This window comes from Idiomarina piscisalsi, assembly GCF_003987095.1.
GTDB classification, from domain to species: Bacteria; Pseudomonadota; Gammaproteobacteria; order Enterobacterales; family Alteromonadaceae; genus Idiomarina; species Idiomarina piscisalsi.
This window is the reverse complement of sequence record NZ_PIQA01000001.1, coordinates 109,991-127,690: the sequence shown is the minus strand read 5'-3', so window position 1 is coordinate 127,690 and position 17,700 is coordinate 109,991. Positions and strand designations below refer to the sequence as shown.

Annotated in this window: 23 protein-coding genes; 4 read left to right on the top strand and 19 right to left on the bottom strand. The window is 46.1% G+C overall.

The window, feature by feature from the left end; all coding sequences use genetic code 11:
• Positions 1-64 precede the first annotated feature (64 nt).
• Complete coding sequence (locus CWI73_RS00635) at positions 65-1,771, top strand: proline--tRNA ligase (RefSeq protein WP_126751080.1); 1,707 nt, start codon at positions 65-67, stop codon at positions 1,769-1,771.
• Positions 1,772-1,850: 79 nt separating this feature from the next.
• On the opposite strand, the gene gpt is transcribed toward CWI73_RS00635, so the two are convergent.
• Together gpt and CWI73_RS00625 are read right to left on the bottom strand one after the other, a co-directional pair.
• Positions 1,851-2,336 (bottom strand): xanthine phosphoribosyltransferase, encoded by a 486-nt coding sequence (gene gpt / locus CWI73_RS00630; protein WP_126751079.1) that lies wholly within the window; start codon positions 2,334-2,336, stop codon positions 1,851-1,853.
• 7 nt (positions 2,337-2,343) lie between these two features.
• Entirely contained in the window at positions 2,344-3,636 is a 1,293-nt protein-coding gene (locus CWI73_RS00625) for an NCS2 family permease (protein WP_058579358.1), read from the bottom strand.
• Between the two features lie 108 nt (positions 3,637-3,744).
• On the opposite strand from CWI73_RS00625, the gene CWI73_RS00620 reads away from it, so the two are divergent.
• Positions 3,745-4,065 (top strand): 2Fe-2S iron-sulfur cluster-binding protein, encoded by a 321-nt coding sequence (locus CWI73_RS00620; protein ID WP_053952997.1) that lies wholly within the window; start codon positions 3,745-3,747, stop codon positions 4,063-4,065.
• Position 4,066: 1 nt separating this feature from the next.
• Here the strand turns inward: CWI73_RS00620 and CWI73_RS00615 are convergent, their stop codons facing one another.
• From CWI73_RS00615 to prmB, 5 genes are read right to left on the bottom strand one after another with little or no spacing between them, the layout of a single operon-like run.
• Positions 4,067-5,206: an ATP-NAD kinase family protein gene (locus tag CWI73_RS00615; protein WP_126751078.1), complete on the bottom strand. Its 1,140-nt coding sequence runs from the start codon at positions 5,204-5,206 to the stop codon at positions 4,067-4,069.
• Positions 5,207-5,208: 2 nt separating this feature from the next.
• Entirely contained in the window at positions 5,209-5,337 is a 129-nt protein-coding gene (locus tag CWI73_RS00610) for an entericidin A/B family lipoprotein (protein WP_126751077.1), read from the bottom strand.
• A gap of 13 nt (positions 5,338-5,350) precedes the next feature.
• Positions 5,351-5,887 carry an elongation factor P hydroxylase gene (locus CWI73_RS00605; protein WP_126751076.1) on the bottom strand — a complete coding sequence of 179 codons (537 nt, stop codon included), beginning with the start codon at positions 5,885-5,887 and terminating at the stop codon, positions 5,351-5,353.
• Positions 5,888-5,906: 19 nt separating this feature from the next.
• Positions 5,907-6,995, bottom strand: a complete 1,089-nt coding sequence (gene aroC / locus CWI73_RS00600) for a chorismate synthase (RefSeq protein ID WP_126751075.1) — start codon at positions 6,993-6,995, stop codon at positions 5,907-5,909.
• 9 nt (positions 6,996-7,004) lie between these two features.
• Entirely contained in the window at positions 7,005-7,937 is a 933-nt protein-coding gene (gene prmB / locus CWI73_RS00595) for a 50S ribosomal protein L3 N(5)-glutamine methyltransferase (protein WP_053952741.1), read from the bottom strand.
• Positions 7,938-8,024: 87 nt separating this feature from the next.
• On the opposite strand from prmB, the gene smrB reads away from it, so the two are divergent.
• The gene (smrB, locus tag CWI73_RS00590) at positions 8,025-8,591 is read left to right on the top strand and encodes an endonuclease SmrB (protein ID WP_126751074.1); all 567 of its coding nucleotides are present in this window, start codon (positions 8,025-8,027) and stop codon (positions 8,589-8,591) included.
• On the opposite strand, the gene sixA is transcribed toward smrB, so the two are convergent.
• From sixA to CWI73_RS00575, 3 genes are read right to left on the bottom strand one after another with little or no spacing between them, the layout of a single operon-like run.
• Positions 8,588-9,070 (bottom strand): phosphohistidine phosphatase SixA, encoded by a 483-nt coding sequence (sixA, locus tag CWI73_RS00585; RefSeq protein ID WP_126751073.1) that lies wholly within the window; start codon positions 9,068-9,070, stop codon positions 8,588-8,590. The two genes, smrB and sixA, sit on opposite strands and share 4 nt — an antisense overlap.
• Positions 9,067-9,426 carry an RnfH family protein gene (locus tag CWI73_RS00580; protein WP_053952744.1) on the bottom strand — a complete coding sequence of 120 codons (360 nt, stop codon included), beginning with the start codon at positions 9,424-9,426 and terminating at the stop codon, positions 9,067-9,069. The genes sixA and CWI73_RS00580 overlap by 4 nt, the downstream gene beginning before the upstream one ends.
• A gap of 1 nt (position 9,427) precedes the next feature.
• Positions 9,428-9,862: a type II toxin-antitoxin system RatA family toxin gene (locus tag CWI73_RS00575; RefSeq protein ID WP_126751072.1), complete on the bottom strand. Its 435-nt coding sequence runs from the start codon at positions 9,860-9,862 to the stop codon at positions 9,428-9,430.
• Between the two features lie 108 nt (positions 9,863-9,970).
• Here CWI73_RS00575 and smpB point away from each other — a divergent pair, with 108 nt between their 5' ends.
• Entirely contained in the window at positions 9,971-10,450 is a 480-nt protein-coding gene (smpB, locus tag CWI73_RS00570) for an SsrA-binding protein SmpB (RefSeq protein WP_126751071.1), read from the top strand.
• Between the two features lie 28 nt (positions 10,451-10,478).
• On the opposite strand, the gene CWI73_RS00565 is transcribed toward smpB, so the two are convergent.
• From CWI73_RS00565 to cpaB, 9 genes are all read right to left on the bottom strand, one after another.
• On the bottom strand, positions 10,479-11,744 hold the full coding sequence (locus CWI73_RS00565) for a type II toxin-antitoxin system HipA family toxin (RefSeq protein WP_126751070.1): 1,266 nt from the start codon (positions 11,742-11,744) through the stop codon (positions 10,479-10,481).
• Positions 11,745-11,750: 6 nt separating this feature from the next.
• Complete coding sequence (locus CWI73_RS00560) at positions 11,751-12,032, bottom strand: helix-turn-helix transcriptional regulator (RefSeq protein WP_126751069.1); 282 nt, start codon at positions 12,030-12,032, stop codon at positions 11,751-11,753.
• Positions 12,033-12,117: 85 nt separating this feature from the next.
• Positions 12,118-12,570: a hypothetical protein gene (locus CWI73_RS00555; RefSeq protein ID WP_126751067.1), complete on the bottom strand. Its 453-nt coding sequence runs from the start codon at positions 12,568-12,570 to the stop codon at positions 12,118-12,120.
• Positions 12,527-12,916, bottom strand: coding sequence for a DUF192 domain-containing protein (locus CWI73_RS00550; RefSeq protein ID WP_126751066.1), 390 nt, complete (start codon positions 12,914-12,916; stop codon positions 12,527-12,529). The genes CWI73_RS00555 and CWI73_RS00550 overlap by 44 nt, the downstream gene beginning before the upstream one ends.
• On the bottom strand, positions 12,913-13,704 hold the full coding sequence (locus CWI73_RS00545; protein ID WP_126751065.1) for a type II secretion system F family protein: 792 nt from the start codon (positions 13,702-13,704) through the stop codon (positions 12,913-12,915). The genes CWI73_RS00550 and CWI73_RS00545 overlap by 4 nt, the downstream gene beginning before the upstream one ends.
• Positions 13,704-14,552 carry a type II secretion system F family protein gene (locus CWI73_RS00540; RefSeq protein ID WP_126751064.1) on the bottom strand — a complete coding sequence of 283 codons (849 nt, stop codon included), beginning with the start codon at positions 14,550-14,552 and terminating at the stop codon, positions 13,704-13,706. The genes CWI73_RS00545 and CWI73_RS00540 overlap by 1 nt, the downstream gene beginning before the upstream one ends.
• On the bottom strand, positions 14,534-15,757 hold the full coding sequence (locus CWI73_RS00535; RefSeq protein ID WP_126751063.1) for a TadA family conjugal transfer-associated ATPase: 1,224 nt from the start codon (positions 15,755-15,757) through the stop codon (positions 14,534-14,536). Before CWI73_RS00535 ends, CWI73_RS00540 begins: the two co-directional genes overlap by 19 nt.
• Entirely contained in the window at positions 15,735-16,964 is a 1,230-nt protein-coding gene (locus tag CWI73_RS00530) for a type II and III secretion system protein family protein (protein ID WP_126751062.1), read from the bottom strand. The genes CWI73_RS00535 and CWI73_RS00530 overlap by 23 nt, the downstream gene beginning before the upstream one ends.
• Positions 16,949-17,656 carry a Flp pilus assembly protein CpaB gene (cpaB, locus tag CWI73_RS00525; RefSeq protein ID WP_126751061.1) on the bottom strand — a complete coding sequence of 236 codons (708 nt, stop codon included), beginning with the start codon at positions 17,654-17,656 and terminating at the stop codon, positions 16,949-16,951. Before cpaB ends, CWI73_RS00530 begins: the two co-directional genes overlap by 16 nt.
• Positions 17,657-17,700 lie beyond the last annotated feature (44 nt).

The following is a 17,700-nucleotide window of genomic DNA, read 5'->3' as shown; positions in this document are numbered from 1 at the left end:
AACAGACACTGCTAAACTTCGCCCTAATTTTTGACCACTACAACTTGCAGAGAATTGCCAGACTATGCGCAGTAGCCAATATTTATTATCAACGCTAAAAGAAACTCCGTCTGACGCTGAAATTGTGAGCCACAAGTTGATGCTTAGAGCCGGTATGATACGAAAAGTCGCTGCCGGGCTTTATAACTGGACACCAACAGGCTTGCGCGTTTTACGTAAAGTTGAAGCGGTTGTTCGCGAAGAAATGGAAGCCATTAATGCGTTAGAAATACTAATGCCAATGGTTCAGCCTGCTGATCTCTGGCAAGAGTCTGGTCGTTGGGATGACTACGGCCCTGAGCTACTGCGCCTTAAAGATCGTAACCAACGTGACTTTTTACTGGGCCCAACTCATGAAGAAATTATCAGTGAGCTAGTGCGTAAAGAAGTCAGCAGTTACAAACAACTGCCGTTGACCCTATTCCAAATACAGACAAAGTTCCGTGACGAAATTCGCCCTCGCTTTGGAGTAATGCGTGCGCGTGAGTTCATCATGAAAGATGCTTATTCGTTCCACTTAAGTCAGGAATCGCTGCAGGCAACTTATGATGCTATGTACCAAGCGTATAGCCGTATATTCGAGCGCTTAGGTTTAGATTTCCGGCCAGTTATTGCCGATACAGGCTCTATTGGTGGTAATAGCTCTCATGAATTCCATGTACTAGCAAGCTCTGGCGAAGACGCTATCGCCTTCTCTGATGGTTCAGATTACGCTGCAAACGTGGAAATGGCAGAAGCTCTGGCGCCAACAGGCGAACGCCCTGCGGCAACTCAAGACATGGCTAAACACGAAGTGCATGGTGATGAATTAGCAGCCGTATTACAACCTTTGTCAGTTGAGAACCAGCAAGCCGTTAAATCAGTTATTGTTAAAGCGTCTGACGAAATTGACGCCGAGTACGTTCAATTAGTGCTGCGCGCAGACCATGAATTCAACAGTGTAAAAGCTGAAAAACTACCTCAGGTAGCAGCCCCCATTGAAGTGTTAACTCAAACAGAAAAAGCAACGGGTGTTGATGCCGCTTATGTTGGGGTCGTAGCCAGCAAGCTGCCGCTGTTGGTTGACAGAAGTGCGGCACATCTTGCGGACTTTGCCTGCGGTGCCAACGAAAATGGCCACTGGTTAACCGGCGTTAACTGGGAACGCGACGTCAATAATTTTGATGTTGTTGATATCCGCAATGTTGTTGAGGGTGACCCAAGCCCATGTGGCAAAGGCACGTTAAAAATTGCGCGCGGTATAGAGGTTGGCCATATTTTCCAGTTAGGCAAAAAATACAGCGATGCAATGAAAGTCGGTGTGTTATCTGAAACAGGCAAGCACGAAACTCTGACCATGGGCTGTTACGGTATTGGTGTTTCGCGAATTGTTGCTGCGGCTATTGAGCAACATAACGATGACCGAGGCATTCGCTGGCCAGACGCATTAGCGCCTTTCCAGGTTGCTATTGTGCCAATGAACATGCACAAATCTGCACGCGTTCAGGCGGCCGCTGAAAAGCTTTACGAAGAATTAAAGTCTAAAGGCATTGATGTATTATTTGATGACCGTAAAGAGCGCCCTGGGGTCATGTTTACCGACATGGAGCTTATTGGCGTACCCCATCAAGTCGTTGTTGGTGAGCGTAACCTTGATGAAAACCAGGTTGAATACCAGTCACGAGCCGGTGGCGAGAAGCAAAAAATCGATCTCGATCAGTGCGTTGATTTCGTTCTTGAGCAATTCGCTTAATTTCGACAACAAGCCCCTGATAACAAAAAGGCCTGATTCAATCAGGCCTTTTTGTTTCTTAACGATTTATAAACGCTAATTAAGGTTCTTGCCCTGCCAATGGCTCAACATAGTGCAGGTGCATATCCCACGGGAAGTGAATCCAGGTATCTTGCTCTAAGTCCGCAACGAAGTCATCGACTAAGTCCATACCTGCTGGTTTTGCATAAACGGTAACGAACTTGGCTTTTGGCAATCGATCACGCAGGAACTTCAATGTGTTGCCCGTATCAACCAAATCATCGACGACTAAGAAACCCTCACCATCTCCAGTTGCCGTAACGTCTTTCAACAGCTGCAAGTCATCACGTTGTTCGTCATGGTCGTACGAGCTAACAGCGACACAGTCAACCACACGAATATTCAATTCACGAGCCACAATAGCGGCCGGAACCAAACCGCCACGGCTTACCGCGATAATGCCTTTATACTGTTCAGCTGGTAATTGCCGACGCGCCAACTCACGTGTTGCTCGATGTAATTCTTCCCAAGAAACGAAAAATTCGCGATTTGAATGCCATCCCATAATGTTACTACCCTAACCAAATGAATTTTGCGATAAATAAAGCACCTAACAGCACCACACTTGGCGTTAAGTCACTGTATTTGCCACCTAAAAGCTTCACGACCACATAACTGATGAAGCCTAAAGCAATACCGTCCGCTATTGAAAACGTCAATGGCGTCATTAATAAAACCACAGCTACTGGTGCTGCTTCAGTAATGTCGTCCCACTTCACGTCTTTCAGCGTGAAAAGCATCAGTACGGCGACATAAATAATAGCGCCCGCTGTTGCGTAGGCTGGAATCATTCCAGCCAGTGGCGCAAAGAACATCGCCAATAAGAACAAGACACCAACCACAACAGCCGCTAAGCCCGTCTTACCACCAGAGGCCACCCCAGCCGCAGATTCAATGTAGCTAGTGGTTGTCGAAGTACCCAACATTGAACCAGCTACTGTCGCTGTACTGTCTGCCATAAGCGCTTTGTTCAGGCGCGGCATATGACCGTCGGCTTTCGCCAGACCGGCCTTCTGTGCAACAGCCAACAACGTGCCAGATGTATCGAATAAATCAACAAACAAGAAGGCAAAAATAACCGACAACATCCCTAAGTCAAAAGCGGCAGCTAAGTCCATTTGCAGGAACGTTGGTGCTAAGCTCGGTGGTGCAGAAACAATACCATTGTAGTCGACTAACCCAGTCAACCAGGCAATAAAAGTGACCGCTAAAATACTAATCAGAGCAGCACCCTGAACTCCGCGTGCAACTAAACCAATAATTAAGAAGAAACCCGCCGCAGCAAGTAATACTGACGGTTCACCTAATTCACCTAAGGCCACCATAGTCGCATCATTAGCGACAATGATATTGGCGTTTTGCAAACCAATTAATGCCAAAAATGCACCAATACCAGCCGCTATCGCTAAGCGAAGCGTTGGTGGAATGGACTTAATAATCCACTCTCTAACGCGAAACGCCGACAATAAAAAGAAAATACAGCCTGAGAAGAACACTGCCCCTAACGCCGTTTGCCAGGTATACCCCATGCTGAAAACAACGGTATAGGTGAAAAACGCATTCAGACCCATACCTGGTGCTAGTGCGACGGGATAGTTTGCCCAGAAGCCCATTATTAGACAGCCAATAGCCGCGGCTAAACAAGTCGCCACGAAGACCGCACCGTAATCCATTCCGGTTTCACTTAAAATGGAGGGGTTCACAAAAATAATATAAGCCATGGTCAGGAAGGTCGTGAAGCCACCAATGACTTCCGACTTTATGGAGCTGCCATTGGCTTTTATCGAAAACAGTTTTTCCAACATGAGAAACCTTGAAGTTTGGCGTTGTGGTTAAAAGGCAGGTATTTTATCCTAATTGGCACAAAATTTGTTGTTCACTTTTTAAATAATTTACAGGAAACCCAATTAACCATGCCTACAGTTTATTTTGTTGATGCCGACGGAAACCAATTTGAAGCCGATGTCGAAGCCGGAACCAACGTCATGGAAGCCGCTGTCGATAATTTTATCGATGGTATTGTTGGTGAGTGTGGTGGGGTTATGTCATGCGCCACTTGCCACTGCTACATTCCAAAAGAGTGGCAGGATAAAATTCCTGAGCCATCTGAGCAGGAAGAAGACATGATAGATATGGTCATGGAGCCTCAGGATAACAGCCGTCTGAGCTGCCAAATTGAAGTCACTGACGAGCTAGACGGCTTAGTCGTTCATTTACCTAAGTCACAGTTTTAAATTAACTGACGGCTGCCACGGGCATGAGTACTTCGTCGTGGTAGCCGGTAATGACCCGAATTGTTCCAGACAATTCGTTGTCGAGTTCACTGTCTCCAGTGTCGACTCGAAGCGGTTGATTATTTAATGACTTCAGCTTTGTCTTAGTCGCGACAACCCAAATGTTGTCTTTACCAATTGCCCGAATTACTCGCGGACTCAGTTGTTGATTACCACGGCCAAACAAATGTCCCTGTCCGCCAATAAGCGTAATAATCAGTTTGACTGAGCCTACAGAATTAGAGACGGCTTCAAACAACTCTTTCTCAGTAACGTCACTTTTAACCAGGGTTTCATTTTGAACGAGATCGACACCTAATAACGTATTTTCAATACCCATATCGTCCATTATGGCAGCAACGGTCGAACCCGACCCCATCACTAACAGTTCGTCGTCCACTCGCTCAATAACTTCTGCCGCTATGTCATCAAGCACCAACTCATCGCTCTCTTTACCGCCCATTTTTACCGCCTGAACATATTCAAGCTCGGCAGGTACCGACATTTCACCATAGCGTCGCGCTTTGACGATGCCTTCTCTAAAGGCGCTTTCATCAATGTCCATCACATCAGACTCGTGAATACTCGAAAGCTCACCTTTGAGAATTTTCTCAATAACACGCCCCGCTGCCGTTGGGCTAATAGCGTAAACACCCGAGTGAATTTTCACTCCGGCCGGAATACCTAATACCAATTGGTTATCAGGAACCACAGAGTAAACATCACGAGCGGTGCCATCACCACCGGCAAACAGCAGAATATCGACGTTTTTATCAATAATCGCTTTTACGGCTTGTTTGGTGTCCTCCGATGACGTTTCCTGAGCATTTGGGTTAAATACGGTTTGGTAAGAAAACCCTAGAGACTTCAATACATTTTCGCCCATTTCGCCACCACAAGTGACAAAGCCGAGTTGTTTTTGATAATTCTGGAGGATTTTTAACGCGGTTTCTGCACGCTGCATTGCTTTGCGCTCTGCACCGGCTTTTAATGCCTTTTCACGAATATCGGCGCCATCACTTCCCTTTAAAGCAATGGGGCCGCCAATACCTGCGTACGGATTAACCACCAGGCCAACCGCTAAACGGTTTACTACTGTCATTGTTACTCTTCGTTTGCTTCGTCCTGAATGGCTTCACCGGCTTTCTCTAAGTCACGACCTGCACCTTCAATAGTCTCACAAGCAGTCAGTCCCAAAACAGCAACAACCAACAACAACGCTCTTAAAAACATAAGTAACTCCTTGTTAATCCTGAATCATTTGGCAACTTGGCCACTCACAATTAAACGCCTTACACAGCGCTTTTGCAAATATCTTTGCTCTGGGAGGCAAGGTGTCGGTTGCCAGATAGCTCTCTAACTGTTTGGCGACAGCCTTACGAAACGCATGCCTATCGACCTCAACACCACTTAAATTGTCGACGCTTACGTCAAACTTAAAACCTGCACATAATGAAAACAGCCATTCCAGCGCTTGTGGCTTTCGTTCAACCTGTTCAAATTCGCGCTGTTGCTGTTCATTGCGGCCATCGGGTTCGTACCAGTAGCCGTAATCGAACTGTTGCCGGCGCTTTTCACCGGCAATGCACCAGTGCGCAGTCTCATGCAACGCTGACGCAAAAAAGCCATGAGCAAATACAACCTTATTAGGCTCGCCGCCCTCCCCCGGTTCGTAATACGGCTCGTCATCACCCGCCACCAACACTGTGTTATAACGGGTACGAAAGCAATCGTTAAATATCTCAATTAAACGGGAGTAATGATGTGTCAATTCGTTTGGCATACGTCTTAAATGCTACTGGTTAACGACTGATATCGGGCGTTTCTGTTTTTACCTGCGCGTTCTGAGCCCGCTGCCGCAACCAATGGTCAACCAATACCAGTGATGTCATCGCCTCAACAATGGGTACCGCCCGAATCCCCACACAAGGGTCATGACGCCCTTTTGTGACAACGGGTTGATCATTGCCCCATTTGTCTATGGTTTGCCCACTGATGGAAATACTTGACGTTGGCTTCAACGCAATGTCCGCAATAACGGGCTGACCGCTTGAAATGCCACCCAGAACACCGCCACTATGGTTCGACAAAAAGCCCTTCTTGGTCATTTCATCTCTGTGCTCAGAGCCTTTTTGGGTCACCACATCAAAGCCGTCACCGACACTTACCGCTTTTACGGCATTAATGCTCATAAGCGCCTTAGCTAAGTCGGCATCCAGACGATCAAACACTGGTTCTCCCCAGCCCGGTGGCACCCCAGTTGCCTGCACTCGAATGCGAGCCCCCACGGAGTCACCTTCTTTTAATAGCTGTTTAATAAGCGCTTGCATAGGCTCGATGGCATTAACGTCACCACAAAACAGCTCGTTATTTCTCACTTCCTGCCAGTCTGTGTCTTTCGCTTTAATATCGCCCATTTGCGTCAACGCGGCCTGAATCTTAATGCCCTGCTGCGCTAAAAGTTTTTCTGCAATAGCACCGGCCGCCACACGCATTGCTGTTTCACGCGCTGACGAACGCCCACCACCACGGTAGTCCCGAATGCCATATTTATGCTCATAGGTATAATCTGCGTGGCCGGGACGGAAGGTATCTTTGATTTTGGAGTAGTCCTGACTACGTTGATCCGTATTTTCAATAAGCAAGCCAATAGGCGTACCTGTGGTTTTGCCTTCAAACACACCGGAAAGAATACGTACTTCATCGGCTTCGCGACGCGCTGTTGTGTAACGACTTTGCCCCGGGCGGCGCCTGTCCAACGCCTCTTGTAAGTCCGCTTCAGACAGCTCAAGACCCGGTGGGCAGCCATCAACAACCGCACCTAATGACGGGCCATGGCTTTCACCAAAGGTTGTAACTTTAAACAGTTGTCCAAACGAGTTTCCCGGCATGCGCTAGCCCTACTTTGAGTTATTTAGTTGACGCTGCTTATGTTCTTCAAGCTGCTCTTTGGTCAGCAAAAATACGCCATCGCCGCCATGTTGAAACTCTATCCAGGTGAATGGCGTACGCGGATATTTTTGCGCCAGCGCTGGCATTGAATTTCCCACTTCGCAAACAAAGAGTCCGTTATCGTTCAGTTTGTCCGCCGCTTCCATAAGCATTTTATCGACCAAAATGAGACCGTCCTCGCCTGCTGCCAGACCTAACTCAGGCTCGTGATGATATTCATCCGGCAAGTCGGCCATGTCTTCTGCATCGACGTATGGCGGGTTCGTCACAATGAGGTCATACTTTTCATTTTGTACAGCCTCAAATAAGTCTGACTGAATAGGCGTTACCTGATGCAACAAACCATGCTGTTCAATGTTGAATTCAGCCACTTCCAGCGCTTCTGTCGACACGTCGAGCGCGTCTACTTCTGCGTCCGGGAATGCATAAGCGCACGCAATAGCAATACAACCACCGCCCGTACACAAGTCCAATACACGCTTAGGTTGCTCGGTTAACCAAGGCTGGAAGCCGTTCTCAATAAGTTCGGCTATGGGTGAGCGTGGCACCAGAACACGCTCGTCCACGTAAAACGGCAACCCCGCAAAATACGCTTGATGGGTTAAATAAGCGGCTGGCATTTTGTGCTCAATGCGCTGGTTTAACAGCTCAATGAATTCATGCTTTTCGCTCGTCAGCACACGACAGTGCCCCATAGCGGCCAACTGTTCAGTAGTCAGTTGCAAGGCATAGCTTAAAAGCGCGCGAGTCTCATCAATAGGATTGTCCGTGCCATGCCCGTAATACACGTCAGACTGGTTAAGTTGGCTGACACTCCAGCGTATCAAATCATCGATACTATGAAGCTCTTCAATGGCTTGTTCCCGATTTCGAACGTGCAAGGGCTGTCTCCTGAACAACGAATGTTTTATACTGATGATCTTTATTGGTGTTAAAGATACCTTAATTTCACTCGGTTTTCATTAGTCATGGTCGCAAAGAAAAGCTCTTCATCCTCACTGTCAGAAGACGACATCGCGCTTTTTCGCGAGGCAGCTCAGGGTGCAGCTCCTATTGAACAAGACAAGCGACCACCAGAGCCACCCAAAGTTTCCGAATTAAAACGGCGGAATACACAAAGGCAAGGTAACAGCCCTAAGGACATAGCTGCCGCCAGCCGCGAAGCCAGCCAGTATTTTTCAGACGGTTTTGAAGCACATTTTAGCGAAGGCGCTATGCAATTTACTGCCGAAGGTGAGTCAACGTACTTAACCAAGCAGCTAAGGCGTGGCGACTATACACCAGAATTGCTGCTCGACTTACACGGAATGACCTTAGCAACCGCCCGCCAGGAGCTCGCCGCTTTGCTTATTGCCTGTGAAAAAGAACGTATTGACTGTTGCTGCATTATGCATGGACACGGCAGCGGCAAATTAAAACAACAGGTGCCACACTGGTTAGTGCAACACCCGTTAGTCAGAGCCTTTCATCAGGCTCCTCGCGAATGGGGCGGCGACGCGTCGTTACTGGTGTTACTTCGCGTTAATGACAATTAACCCGCACATTTTTCAGCAATCATTAACTGCTGAAATTTACCCGTTAAGGTTTCTGGCGAAAATTCAATAACCGCAATACCTGCCGTTGGAAAAATAGGTGGTTGTACACTGGCATCAAGCTCATGCACCAGGTAGCTAACCAGTGGCATGTGAGACACCAACACTACAGTTTCATAGCCGTGGGTTTCTATTTCCGCCGCTAACCAGCTAACTACAGCCGCCGCGTGACCGTCAGGCGTAATTGCGTCACAATTTTCTCGGTGTTTAGTTTTCAGCTCTGAAAACAAAACCGTTGCTGTTTGTTGCGCTCTTAAATACGGGCTCACAAACACACAGTCTACCTCGCGGTGACGCTCAACCAGCCATCGCGTTGTAGTGAGTACCTCACGCTCGCCTTCCGGGGTCAGGCGACGCTCTCTGTCTGAGTAGCTTCCTTTCGGGTAGTGAGCCTCTCCATGACGCATTATGTACAGCTTCATTCGGGTTTCGACTCCTGCGCTTTGCGCTTAGCATCCGGTCTGCCACCGGTTACTTTGTCAGCTCGTCCAGACTGTTTTGCTTCTTCCGCGCGGCGTTTACGTACCGCTTTCGGGTCAGCAATAAGTGGGCGATAAATTTCAATGCGGTCGCCGTCTCGCGGCGTGGCATCTAACTTTGACGCTTTATTCCAGATACCCACTTTCTGAGTGCTAAGATCAATCTCCGGAAAGTGCTCTTTAATACCCGACTGTAAAATACACTCTTCTACCGTTGCGCCCTCTTGCGGGTGCACTGTCAGAATAAGCTGCTTTTCGGGTGTGGCGTAGGCCACTTCTATCGTCAGAGTGTTCGCCATGTTAGCTTCCGTATACCTGTTCGGCACGTTTTACAAAGGCATCGACCATTTTCGACGTAACTTCACTAAAGATTTTGCCAAAGGCCATGCCTAACAACCGACTGGAGAACTCAAAGTCCAACTTGAGCTCTACCTTACATGCGTCGTCTGACAATGGTTTAAACACCCAACCGCCGGTCAGCTTTTTAAAAGGACCGTCAACAAGCTCCATGTCGATGCGCTCTGGCTTTACTAACCGATTACGCGTGGTGAAGGTTTTTTGAATGCCTGCTTTGCTTATTTGCAGCGACGCTACTTTATAGTCGCCATTTTGCTCAACCACACGCGAGTCGGCGCACCCGGGAACAAACTCCGGGTACGAATCAATGTCGTTGACCAAGTTGAACATTTGCTCTGCACTGTATGAAACTAAAGCACTTTTTTCGATACTGGGCATGTTTTTCTCTACCGCTAAAATTTGACTGCGCAATAATAACGCAACCAGATATGCTTTGAAGCCCTTAAAGCAATTTTCTTTTCAGTGTGCATAGGTATAATAGCGCTTATGAGTAAAAAGAAACTAAAACAATCGTCTAATACCATTGCGCTGAACAAAAAAGCCCGCCATGAATATTTCCTCGAAGACAAGTTCGAGGCAGGCATTAGTCTGCAAGGCTGGGAAATTAAAAGTATACGCGCCGGTAAAGCGAACATAAGCGACAGCTACGTCATTATTAAAGACGGCGAAGCCTATTTACTGGGTGCGGAAATACAACCGCTGAACCAGGCGTCTTCGCACGTATACTGCGAGCTCGACCGTAGCCGTAAATTGCTGCTAAAACGTCGAGAGCTCGACAAACTTATAGGTGCCGCCGAGCGCGAAGGCTACTCCATTGTGGCAACCGCCATGTATTGGAAAGGTCCTTGGGCCAAGCTGGAAATACACCTGGCCAAAGGTAAAAAGTCGCACGACAAACGCGACACAGTGAAAGAGCGTGACTGGCAACGCCAGAAGTCACGCATACTGAAGCATTCGGTGCGCTAATACTTTAGTTAAGCTGTTAGCTAAGGCATCAGCCAACTCGAAAGTCTGAATGCAACTTACGCCAATGCTCTTTGAGCACCTGTTTACTGGACTCCAGCATAGGTAACTCATTGAGCATTGTTGGCCACAACTCTCTTGCTTGCTCCATAGTTTCATTTAAGTGAACCGCTATAGGTTGCCAAGGCACATCTGCACGCTCCGCCCACTTTTTAAAGGTTTCCATATTGGTTTCATACCAATTTTTAACTTTCGCCATATTGAGCGCTGCGCCATTTTCACCTTTCACATAAGGCAGGGTGGACACAATATCGTACGCTGGCGATAGCTGAGGCGTTATTCCGTCTGAGTATATCAACGACCAGTTTTTAAGATGCGCATCACCATTTGCGAGTAAAACGTTCACCAACAACCGTTTCGCCATTTTCTTAGCATTCTTTAAGCCTTGTGGGCTGTGTAAATAGATAGCATTAACTATTTGCTCGTAGTTTTTCTTCTCATATTTCTCATGAGAATACAGCTCAAATACCTGGGCAAAGTCCTCAGTATGTATTCGTTTGCCTTTACTGCGGTCGAACCGTCGTATCGCGTAAGCATACTCTTCATCGGGCAGCCGAATGTCGGGCAGGTTGTGCAACTGAGTCAGCTTCACTAACTGTATTTCCGGTATGTCGATACCCACTGACTCTGCTAAGCGCATAGCTGTGTATTCGTTTGCCGGAACCTGTTTGTAAACATTAGACGGTACTTTGATAATCCAGCTATCGGCATTATCTTCTTCATTGATATTAAAACGCTTGTCAAGCGCTCTTACCGACGAAAACTTCATTTGAATGCCTGCAAGCGACTGCTTGCTTACGGCTTTGTCGATATTAATCTGTACAGCTTCTACCCGCTCTCTATGAGCAAGTGCCCAAGACGGTAACTCTCCAGCAGCGATGGGAGTCGCTTTAAGTGCGCCCGGAAGATTCGCACCTAAATGGACCATAAGCGGAAACTCATTTTCCGAGTGGACTTTCAGTTCTCGGCTAATAAATTCTCGTAAAGCGCCTTCGGGTAGCAAGTTTGACAGTACTGGTGATAAGCGTTGAGTGCTCACCTGTGGGAGCTCAAAATAGTCCTCTCGTATTAGTTGAGTGAAACTAACTATTGGACGGTCACGTTTATCGAGCATGGCAAAGTCAGGAGAAAAACTAAGAATGTTTTTCCCTCCTGTGTAATGCGTCAACACACCGACTTTTTGCTCATTCAGTGTTACTTGAAGCCCTTCGACTTTTTCTACTCTCATGCTCGCCATTGGCGACTAGTCCTCTAAGTGATTTTGATATTTGTCCCAAGAGTCATACTCGTTATAAACAGCTTCAGGCTCTTTAACTTCTACTAAATTAGCGTCTTTAAATTCGAGCTCTAACTCTAACCCGGCCAATATGCGCAACAGGGTCGACAGTCGAACATCCTGCCCTGCCTCCACCCGTTGATACTGCTGCTGGGACATACCAATAAGCAGGCGCATGTCCTTTTGAGACAAGTTTCGTCTTTTTCGCTCTTCAATGAGTTTTTCTGAAATGGCCTTTAACGTTTTCATTGAGTTGTACCTTTAGCGTACTTATTAACCAAAGGTACAACTTATTAATTGTTAGATCAATAAAATACAACTTATATATTTATAGCTATTGATCTCCTACCTCCTCAATAGACAGTTTTTGTAGAGCTAAAAGATCTTTCAGAAGTCCATCTAATTGGTCATCAGTTTCTTTAAGCTGAACCCGGGCATCCATTAACGTGTTGGTTGTTTGCCTAAGCTGGTTTAGAGCAAGGTTAAACCAGATATCATTATTTGATGAATCGAACTTAAGCGATCGCAAATAAGCCTGCTCGCTGGCTTCAAATCGGTATTGCCTAAAGTAGATATTTCCTAGTAAAGCCCAACTCTGGGAACTAGCCAGCCCTTTACTATGAAGCCACTGTAAATGATGCTCAGCCGAATCGAGATCACCAGATAAATACCAGTTTTTAGCGTTCTCAAAGCTTTTTAAGCTTTGCTTTTGCTCTGCAACAGTTGCGCTGCAACCACTGAGGCTAACAAGTAAGGTTAATACTGCAATCGAAGTGATAATTTTCACGAGGCGCTCCTTGCTTTTTATTGAATATGACAGGCTTTCCTAGCCAGGACTCTAACGGCCAGTAACTACTGGCCACCGTTTCTATTAGACTGTGTGCTCCTTTAAACCAATGAACTTCGTTGGGACAGATGAAGCGTCTTACTTCCATTATGCATTGCTGTTTATCTAACGCGATAACGTCTATAGGCTCTTTCATCCCCCAGGTATGAATCGATTTGCAATAAGGGAACCAGTAAGCCATATCCGACGTTGGCTGGTCCTCTCCTAGCATCCCAATTAATCTCTGGTGAAATTTCGACATTTTTCGGACATCAGTCCATAAAATGACTGGTTGCTCTTTCGTCATGTGAACCCTCCCTGGCTCATTTGTAAAATAATAGGCCCTAAGATGACCAAAAAGTTAACCGGAAAGAAGCAGGTCACTAATGGAAACAAGAGCTTTACAGGTGCTTCCTGCGCTCTCTTTTCAGCGCTATTAAGCAGCTCCTGACGTAGCTGGTGCGCAAAAAACCTCAAGGGTTTAGTAAGGCTGGCTCCCTGCTGGTGCCCTTTAACCAGCATTGTTACCCATTCTTTAATGGGTTTAGCATCACAGCCATCCGATAAAGCTCTCATTGAGGCATCAAACCCATTACCGCGACGTAACCTCTGTACAACAGCATTTATTTCAGAGGCTAAAAGTCTTTCATTGCATGAGTCTGCAACTTTTTCCAACGCAAGAATTAACGGAACTCCAGATGCCATCATCATAGAAATAAGGTCGCAAAAATCCGGTAATTCCTTCACTAAGGTTTTATTTCGTTTTAGCCATAACGTTCGTCTTTTGTTGAAGACCATCAATAAAACGAGAGCAAAAAACATAAACACCAAAGGCTCTCTATTTATGATAGAAGTAGCTGCACTTGTAGTAGCCAGGAGTAACCACACAAAGAATGATAAGTGTGCTTTATTACCTGCAAACTTAAGAACCAAATAACGTTCGACAACGACTTTCAGTTTATCCGGTGCTCTTTGCCATAAGTGGTTTATTTTTCTGTCCAGAAAAGAGCTTAATTGAAGGTAACTCCATAATTTATAGGTACCGAAGAAAACTGCTGTGCTGACAAAAAATATCAATATAAAAAGTAACAACATTAATCATCATCCGGGTTCATTATTTTCTTAACCATCCACCCGCCTAAAATCATCAATAACAAACTGGCAGCGAGCATTCCCATACCAATAAAAGACTCAGTAAAAACAGCAGTGTGATTTGGCTTTATCCATCCCAATAAAAAATACAAACCAGCTGGCATTAATACGAGAATCTTCGCCTGCATTCTCGCTTGCGACGTTAATGTCAGTTGCCGTTCTTTTATATGTTGTTGCTGTTGAATATTTTCCGCCAGCCTCAGGAATATATCGGATTGCTGTCCACCACTTTTCAGCCCCAACTTTAATGCTTGAGCAACCAGTTTGACGGAAAAGACCGGGACCCGGCGCTGCCAGTCATCAAGACACTCTATGAAAGGCCGCCCAACTTTTTCCTGGCGAAGCATTTCATCAATTTCTTGCCCAAGCGGAGGCTGCATACTGCCTTTAAAACTTTTAAAAGCAGTGCTGACACTGGCACCGCTGCGGATTTGGTTGCTCAAACTAATCAGCATACCGGGCAATTGTTTCTCTAACTTCTCGAACCGTTTCTTTTTAAGAAAGCGATACATGAGAGGCGGCGCAATTAACGTAAGAATAAAGCTACAAACAGCCCACATAATGGGGGATGTAAGCCAAACAATAACCGGTAGAACAACTAACAATAGCAAGTAACCACGAACCAGCCAGCTAACCGGAAGGTTAAGAAAAAAGTCTTCCAGAGAACGAACGGTTGATAGCTTTAACTTGTTCTCGAATTCCTGATACTTGTCTGGCGTCGCATGCGAAAATAGCCAAAACCAGCAAGATACAGTCAGAGTAATGAGTAGTACTAGAAAGACGATATACATGATTCATCACCCATCAGGGTTTTAAACAGGTTTTCTCGAACATCATCCGACTGCTGCTCTGCAAAGCGACACAACGTTTGATTACTGGTCAGGGAATGTTCTGCGCTTTCCCGACTAAACAACGGCGACATTTGTAAAACGTCGTCATCAATACCCGTGAGCTCATCAATGCTTACAACTAACCGTCGTCCATCGGGTGCTCGGGCAATTTGCACGATAATATCTACAGCACTTGATATTTGTTGCCTCAAAGCGCTGACTGGTAGCTCTATTCCACCCATTAAAACCATAACTTCCAGCCGTCTGAGCGCATCACGGGCACTGTTTGCATGAACTGTGGAAAGAGAGCCAGCATGACCGGTATTCATTGCCTGTAACATATCCAAGGCTTCTGCACCTCGACACTCACCAACCACTAATCTATCTGGCCTCATTCGCAACGCGTTGATCACCAGCTCTCGAATACCGACATCGCCGGTGCCTTCCTGGTTTTTAGGGCGAGACTCCAGGCCAATTAAATTGTCATGATTTAACTGTAGCTCCGCAGCATCTTCAATGGTTAAGACGCGTTCCCCTTCAGGAATTTCGTGCGACAGAATATTCAACAACGTCGTTTTACCAGTTCCCGTGCCCCCGGACACTATAATGTTTTGCCTGCAACGTACCGCCAGCTTTAAGAAGTCAGCCGCTTGCTGAGTCAAAGAGCCGCTGTTTACCAAATCGTTAATTCCTAATGACTGTTTAGAAAATTTCCGAACAGTAAGACAAGCACCTTTTGTCGCCAGGGGCGATATAACAGCATTAACACGAGAGCCATCAGGCAAACGGGCATCGACCATAGGAGAAGCATCATCAATATGTCGGCCTAACGGCAAAACAATGCGATCAATTGCTCTTCTTAGTGCATCTTCTGAGGTAAATACTTCTGCCGCTTTTTGTAATTTCCCGCTACGCTCGACAAAGATTTTATCGTAACGATTGACCATTATTTCACTGACGGAATCATCGGCTAAAAGCCTTTCTATAGGCCCTAACCCAATAACTTCAGCAATGGCGTCTTCAATGACTCTGGGTTCGAAGTCTGAGGCTTCTTGTAGAAAGCTGTGCGCATACTCACGCAGCTCTGTTTCGTCCAATGCTTCAATTTGACTGTCGCGAACATCAAGACGGTTTCGCAGCGCTTCAATTGCTTGTTGTATTTTCATGAACCAGTTCCCTTAGTTGTAATACTGACTCGTCCTTGAACCAGTTATTTCTTTCTTCCCGCTTTTGCTCTTTATCTAAGCGTCGTTTCTCAGCCGATGACATTTTTTCAGCAGTAACCATAACCACAAGCTCAGTTGTTTGCTCCCGGTGTTGCTGACTGCCGAATACTCGATTCAACCCCGGTAGCTCTCCTAAACCCGGCATTTCATCCGACTGGTTAGATTCATCCACGTTTAATAAGCCAGACAAAACCATAGTGTCGCCGTCTTCAGAGAGAAACACAGATTCAGTACGTCGGGTCAAAATACCGGGGACTCCCGCCACAGAAACCGCAGGATCAATATTACTCAGTTCGGCACTTAACTTTGTTTTAATGCGCCCATCCTTTAAAACAACAGGTTCAACTATGAGTCGAATGCCATACTCACGGAAAGTCACATCTTGCATACCCTGGGCAACGACTTGAGGAATGGGAAGCTCCCCCCCGGCCAAAAAGCTGGCTTTCTCGCCACTCTGAGTAGAAAGCGTTGGGTTGGCCAAAAGTTTCGCTAGACCATGGCGTTTCATAAACATGAGCTGGGATGCGATATCAAGCTCCCAGTCAAATAAACCAGAAACTGCGCTTGATATAGATGGCCCCTCTGGTGCACCTTGCCAGCGAATACCAATATCTTCCAAAGCCTGTCGTTTTGTTTCGAGTATATTTACTCGCAACGTCAGCATTGGCTCTTCACTCTCTTGCATCGAGGTCAAGTTCATTATATTCGAATCCCCCTGAGCTAACGCCTTAATGAGGTTATAGGCCTTGGAAGAAACCGAGCCTGAAAGGACCATAAGACCATTGCGCTCTTCTAGGTGAAGCCCATCCTCAACCGCAGACAATGCTTTTACTCGCTCTTTCAGTACCCCTTTATTCGACGGTGCGACAGTTACTAAAACCTTTTTGCTTTTGGCGCCATGCTTAAGCCAAACATCTGTACTGCCTACACTCACCGCTTTAAGAATAATTTTCTCATTACTGAGAAGTTTCGCTTTTATGATATTTTCATCGCTAACGAGCACGTTAGTCCCTGGCGAAATATTAATTGATGTCGAACCACCTAACTCAATAACATGGTTATCAATATCACTGGCTAAAACATTAAAAGCCGATAAAACTAAAAGCAGAAAAATAATAGGTCGTGTGTACCTTAATATGTCGTCCATGACATCACCTTTGAAGTTAAACTTTCCGTGTTCCAAACATCTTCTCTCGAACTCGACGAACTTCTTGCCCAGACCAACATCCCACTGCCCATAGCCCGGGTAAATTCATCAACATCGTCAGGCTTAATAAGTAAAGTCAACGCGTAGCTTCCATAACCATCGTTGAGCCCATGAATATCGAACACCTCAATATTCTCGAACGACTCGGTCGCGATACCGCTTTCAAAGTGTTCACTCACAAATGCGATATCAACAACATCTCCAGGCTTCAATAAAGCATTATGAAGCCCCAAGTTATCGGTGCTAACTGTAATTGCGTAATGCCCATCGGGCAGCTGACGCGACAAACCGCTATTTTGCTGGTTTAATAAACCTCGCTTCGATACAGGCTCTCCTTTACTTCCATCTACTCTGAGTTCCTGACCAATAATGAGGCCGGCTTCGTTCTGTAAGAACCAATTATGATTAATTAGATGGCTAGGGTATTGCCGCACCAACAAATCTTTTGCCGATACAATTGTTCCTGCAGTTAAATCTTTAGCGAAAACCACAACAGAGTGAGTATCAGCTGATGCTTGCTCCACACGGCGTTGAGTTTCCGTGTTGAGGTATTCATTAATCATGAAAACAGTAATTAATGAAATAATTAAACTAAAAATGACTGCAAATATCCCTTTTGCTTTTTTACTCACGAACCCCCTCCTGGAATGAGCACTAAATGACGCCAGATAAAATC